Annotated in this window: 4 protein-coding genes; 3 read left to right on the forward strand and 1 reads right to left on the reverse strand. The window is 64.3% G+C overall.

The genetic code is table 11. From position 1 onward, the window contains the following. Positions 1–225 precede the first annotated feature (225 nt). Positions 226–678 (forward strand): VOC family protein, encoded by a 453-nt coding sequence (locus WA805_RS03025; protein WP_422275744.1) that lies wholly within the window; start codon positions 226–228, stop codon positions 676–678. A gap of 262 nt (positions 679–940) precedes the next feature. Here the strand turns inward: WA805_RS03025 and WA805_RS03030 are convergent, their stop codons facing one another. Continuing rightward, a complete protein-coding gene (locus WA805_RS03030; RefSeq protein ID WP_422275746.1) occupies positions 941–1,468 on the reverse strand; it encodes a nuclear transport factor 2 family protein in 528 nt (175 codons plus the stop codon). A 697-nt stretch (positions 1,469–2,165) separates the two neighbouring features. Here WA805_RS03030 and WA805_RS03035 point away from each other — a divergent pair. Further along, on the forward strand, positions 2,166–3,596 hold the full coding sequence (locus tag WA805_RS03035) for a hypothetical protein (protein ID WP_422339099.1): 1,431 nt from the start codon (positions 2,166–2,168) through the stop codon (positions 3,594–3,596). Positions 3,597–5,565: 1,969 nt separating this feature from the next. Continuing rightward, the coding region (locus tag WA805_RS03040) for a hypothetical protein (protein ID WP_425241594.1) at positions 5,566–6,122 on the forward strand (557 nt) is incomplete at its 3' end.

The following is a 6,122-nucleotide window of genomic DNA, read 5'->3' on the forward strand; positions in this document are numbered from 1 at the left end:
CAGTGTCCGCCAAAATCATGGGATCACCGTCCCACCGGGTGCACCGGCATCCGCGCGCATTCATCGCGTAGCGTGACGGCCGGGCTATCCGGTTCGGGCTGTCTTCACCTGCTGCGGCCCGGAGCCCCAGCGTGCCCGTTGGCACCAGGGCCCGGAGCTGGGATGCTGGTACCAGGCCTGCTGGCGTGAAGCGCCGGGCTTCCGGCGTGGGAGAGGGGGCAGCATATGCCTGCGCACGTTGCGGTTGGTCCGCTGCATCACCTGCGGCTCACGGTCACAGACCTCGAGCGCAGCCGCCAGTTCTACACCAGCATGCTCGGCTTCCAGGTCGCGGTGGAATCACCGCCGCCCGGCGACCCGTCCGAGGCCGAGGCGTTCCGCATCCTGTTCGGCGGCGTAGTCATGGTCCGCGGCGACCTGCTGATGGGGCTGCGGCCGATGGCGCCCGACGGTGACCGATTCGACCCGGACCGGGTCGGGCTTGACCACCTCAGCTTCAGCGTCACCAGCCGCGACGACCTAGAGCAGGCGGTGCGGCTGTTCGACGAGCAGGGCGTGCCCCACGGCACCATCACCCGCCTGTCCTCGTTCGGCATCGACGTGCTGCCGTTCGAAGACCCCGACGGCGTTCAGCTCGAGCTCACCGCACCGATAGACCAGCCTGCGCCCCAAGGCTGACTCCCCGGGGCCGCTGCCTCAAAGACACTCCTCAACGAGTAGCCGAAGGGAGGATGTCCCGTTGCACGCTGCGATGCAACCGGCGTTTCCGCTCGGCAGCATCGTGGACGGTCTGATACAGCGAGGACCGAACTTTCCCCGGCCCTCGTCGTGGCCGCCCGCCAGGATGCTGTCGCGGTTGCGCGTCGGGCTGACGTAGTAACGCCCGGCGTCGAGGGCGAGTGCGACGCACCGCTTTCTGTTTCGGCAGGACGGGACGCTGTCACGGATCTCCGGGCAGGGGAAACTGGGTCACGCCTGCGCCGACCGGAATTGCATCATGGTCGAGCGAGCCGCCCTTCTCGCGCCACATCTCGTAGGCGATCTCGCGGGTGATCTGTCCGTCGCGCAGTTCGAAGCAGTGAACCAGGCGAACGTTCATCGTGGTGCCAACCGGAAACGGCATGTTGGGCATCTCGTTGCCGACGACGTGAACCTCAGCGATCAGGTCGTCGAACACGGAGTTGCCAGCAGCGAATCGGCGCAGGTTCGTAATTTTCCGGAACACCAGCGTGCGGAAGATCCCCATGTAAGCATCCTTAACCTCTTGGGCGTCGGTGTAGACCACTCCACGGTTAGGGGCTTCCCAGCAGATGTCCGGGGCATAAAGCGCGATGGCCTTGTCCACGTCGTCCGGGTTCTCGTTGTGGAAGTGAGCCGCGACGACTTCAAGGTTTCGCTGCTCGATCTCTTCCTTGGTCAGCGCCGAATCTGCGGTGAACGGCGCCTGCTGGCTATCGTCGGTGGCCATCGTTACTGACCCCTTTCGCGAACGAACCGGTTATGAGCCAGGGCGCCAGTCGTTGTTGCTGGCGTGGTCGGTGGCCCCTCTCAAGGCCCCGAGGCCGGACGCTACACGGGACGATTCCATGACCCCAGATCCTGACCGAACCAACTCAACGGTAGCTGACCTGCACCCATGGCAACAGCCCGCAGCGACCGGCCCCGTCGTCCGGTCAACTGTTCATAACGCGCCGGTCTGCGCGAAGGCCGCCACGATGTCCAGCTCGCGGAAGTCGGGCGGCCCGCCGGACATCTCGGTCATCGTCGTCGGGGTAGGTCGAGGCATTGGGACTAGCCTGGCAGGCGGGCGTGACCTTCGAACTCCCGGGGCCATTCCAAAGGTCCCGTCAGCTGCTTAACGGGACGCCCGGGAGGCAGCGGCGTGAGCCGCCAAAGTGGTGACCTGCTCATGTGCCCAGATACGCGCGCTTTTGCGATGTAGCCCTGTTTGCCTCAGTGGACGGTCGCGCTGCCGTTACCGGGCCTGTACTTCATGACGCCGACGCGCGGGAGGTGTGTAGGCGGCCCCCGTGGGAACTGTTGGATTGGCCGTTGGCATGGCTGGTGCCAGAAGCGGCGGAATTAGTAGGATTATCCGGGTCGGACTCCCGTCTGGACTGTCGCCGTGGACGGGGTGGCCGCAGGCCTGGTGAGCAGGGAGACGAATGACCGAGTTCATCACGGGCGCTCACGAATCAGACACGCATCAGAAGGCCCTGCGCATCAACCTCGACCCGCGCTGGTACGGGACGATCGCCGAGATCGGGGCCGGCCAGGAGGTCGTTCGCTGGTTCTTCCGCGTGGGTGGCGCTGCGGGCACTGTCGCGAAGTCGGTCTCCGCTTACGACATGGCCGTGAGCGACGCCGAGTATGGCAAGGCGGACAGGTACGTGTCCGCCGGTCGGCTTCAGGGCATGCTCGACACGGAGTTCCAGCTGAACGTGGAGCGGCTGGGCCACAAGCGCGGCGACGAGAATTGTTTCTTCGCTTTCGCCGACACGGTGGTGGCGCGCAGCTTCCGCGGCGGCAACGAGTGCCACGGCTGGATGGGCGTGAAGTTCCAGGCCCAGCCGCACGACGAGCCGAGCCAGATCGTGATGCACGTGCGGATGCTGGACGTCGAGGCGTGGCTGCAGCAGGAGGCGCTCGGGATAGTCGGGGTGAACCTGCTGTACGGGGCGTTCTTCCAGCACCACGAGCCGGACAAGCTGATCGAGAACCTGCTCGACCGCCTGACCACCGGCCGCGTCGAGATCGACATGATCCAGTTCCGCGGCATCGAGTTCCGCCGAGTGGACAACAGGCTGATGGCGCTCAAGCTCGTGCAGGTCGGGCTCAGCGGTGTGGCGATGTTCGGCCCCGACCGTGAGGTGCTGCAGCCGAGCGAAATACTGCGCAAGAAGGCGATCCTGGTGGAGCGAGGGAGCTTCCGCCCTCCGACGCACGTGAACATTGACATGCTCGCGTCGGCCCATGCCAAGTTCGAAGCCGACCCGGCCGTGGCCGGGAAGCCGGTGCTGGAGCTCACTGAGATCACGATGCGCAACCTGCTCGCAGGTGGAGAACAGGTGGACCGGCGGGATTTCCTAGCCCGCGCGGAACTGCTTTCCGCATGCGGGATGACGGTGCTGATCACCGACTACTTCGACTACTACCGGCTGGCCGCCTACCTCAGCGAACGAACGACCGAACGGATCGGCATCGTGATGGGAGTGCCGAGCCTGATCGACCTGTTCGACGAGAAGAACCACGCGCAACTGCAGGGCGGGATCCTGGAGAGCTTCGGGCGGCTATTCAAGAACGACCTGAAGCTGTATGTCTACCCTGTGCAGCCTTCGCCGGAGGACGAGCTCAAGACCGTCGATGACATCAAGGTCCGGCCCGAGTTGCAGCCGCTGTATGACTACCTCGCCGGCCGGGGCAGTTTCGTCCACCTCGACAACTACCGGCCAGAGATCCTGCCGATCTTCAGCCGGGACGTGCTCCGCAGGATAGCGGCGAACGACGACTCCTGGGAAAGCATGGTTCCCCCTGATGTCGCCGAGCTCATCAAGCGCCGCGCGTTCTTCGGCTACACCGAACCGGGCAGGGACTAGCAGCCCCGCCGAACATCTCACCGGCATCACCATGACGACCAAGGATGCATAGGGGTCAGATGCCGGCAACAACGGAGCCAGCGGTTCGGCCGCCCACAACTGCGGCGGGGCAACCCGACACCACCCGATTCGGCATCCCCAAAGCTGGGGCATGATCAGGGCGTCCGGAAGACGGGGGAAGCTCAAGCCATCTGCACTGACACCGCCCCAGAACCGGGCGTTCTGGATCGATCTGGGCGACCACCCGGTTGCTCTCGAACGCCCGGTCGTAGCCGAATTGAGGGCGTTGCCTCGGCACATTCTCATGCACCAGATGCCATGCTCACTTGTGAGTTAGGCAACGCGGCTAACCGCAGCTTGCACAAGCCCACTGTCGGCGGACAACGTCACCTGGTCGACGAATGACTTCGTGCGCGCGCGCTGCCTGATGGATGCGCGCGAGTCGTGCCTGAGCCATTCTGCAGTGACGTCGAGATCCGTCGAGATCCCGCATCTCCGCCGGGTGCCCATGCAGAAGCTGGATCGCACCTGCTGCATCGGAATCACCACGAGTCCTTAGTTCAGGGACAAAGCGACGCCTCAGAGTGCTGATAAGATCCGGAAGCCCAGTCATGGAGACGTAATGCTTGCGGTAACGTCCATGTACCCAATGTCAAGACGGGGTGCCAAAAGCTGAGGGGCCAGAAGAAGATTGAAATGAGGTACTGCACCCAGCTATGGAGCGACGCAAGACTATTTGGAGTCGACGGAATATGGGGAGGCGCTGTGTTATGGAAGACGCCGATCAGAATGTAGATCGCGATGAAAAACCCAAACCTGGTGAAAAGGATCACAATATAAGCAGCAATCCCCTGATATGTGCCACCGCCCGAGGTGGTGACCTTCCAAGGCACCTCAGCTCACCTCCTGTGTGGACGCTGGAAGTGGTGTGTATGGGTGACCGCTTGCGGTCAGTACCCCGAGCGATCTTCGTGCGCAACGTCACGAAGCCGTCAACCTTGTGGCTTACGCTTGGAGCGCGGCAACCTGCAGGCGCAGGATGCCGTGCTGGTCATTAAGATAAAGCACCATTCCAACGTAGTCACCTCGCCACTCCCGCATCAGCGAGGGAAATATGATCAGCACCTTCGGCCTCCAGGAGAGACCGAAGCACGAGACCATCCGGACTTGAGCGATCTTGGTATGACAGGTGCCCCTGACCTGGGTGCGGCACGCTCATCGGCGGGACCCGACCGGGCAGTCCGGGGTCGAACTTTGCACACCAGGTGGTCGTTTAAATCGGACATGGCGGTCGCCCGGGCGAGCATCTGGTGCGCAAAGCACGGCATGACCGCCGCGCGAATATGGGGAGACACGGCCCAGTGAACATATCACCGCAGGTCACGAGCCGAAGTGAGGCTGCCGTAATAGAATAGGCGGGCAGGAGATTCTCGATCAGTCTGCGGCAAGAAGCACTTGCACGGGCCTATAATTCTCAACAACGAGCGAGACGGCGGGGGAATCGCTTAGGTCGCCCTCATCTGACCCTGAGTGGACATACTCATCTGCCGCATATCGCGCGTCAGATCGAGCATGATGTGCCTGTGCCGCCGCTGGATGCTGTCTCGGCAAGAAGGCGGACCAGCGACCCGTCTGCTTCAAGTTGAGGAGTCCAGCCAGCGCTGGATCGGACACCGGCCCTCCACCCCCGGCGAAGCGCCTGGAGACTGCCGGGATAGGAATCGGGGTTGCCGGGATGACCAAGAGCCCTTCCACGGCCGCGCCTTGTGGTCTAATTCAGCTGGGTGAGGTGACGTGAGGCGGCCGCTGCCGTGATTTTGGGATGCGCGTTCGGGAACTGACGGTGGCCGCGCAACGGATCCCTGCCCCTGGGTCCGGGCAGCCTGCGCGAGGATCCGGACCGGTATCAGGCAGTGCGGCAAGGGCACTGTGGCTAGCGGCCCGCCAGATCGGCTGGAGGAGAGCGAGAATGACCGCACCATTGCAGCTGATTGCGCTGACCTTCCGGCTTGAGGCTGATGCTGAGAGCCGCCTGCTGGCGGAGGTCGACCGGATCAGGGGCCGCGGCGTGCTGCGCGTGCTTGACATGGTCTTGGTGGCCAAGGGCCGGGACGGCACGGTAGAAGCGCTGGAGGTCGGCGATGGCGAGGATTTCGGCTCACTGCTGGCCGGCATCGCACCCTTCGGGGCGGAGAACGGAGGCCGGCAGGCGGCTGGCGATGGGGTGGCCGGCGAACCGGCGGGCTCTGGCGTGGATGCCCTGATGAACTCCGTTGAGCCGGGGAATGCGGTTGCCTTCCTGCTGGTCGAGCACCTGTGGGCCAGTCCGCTTGCCGATGCCGTCTCTGCCGCGGGTGGCGCGCTGATCAGTGACGACTTCCTGACCGGAGATATCAGCCGGGCCATCGGAGCCGAGGTCGCTGCGGTGGAGGAGGCCTCCGCGGTGATCGCGGAGGCGCAGGCCGCCGAGGCGGCCGCAGTGCTCCGCGCCGTCGCAGCCGGCGCAGCGGCAGCCGAGGCGGAGGC

The organism is Trebonia sp. (assembly GCF_049794275.1).
GTDB lineage: Bacteria > Actinomycetota > Actinomycetes > Streptosporangiales > Streptosporangiaceae > Trebonia.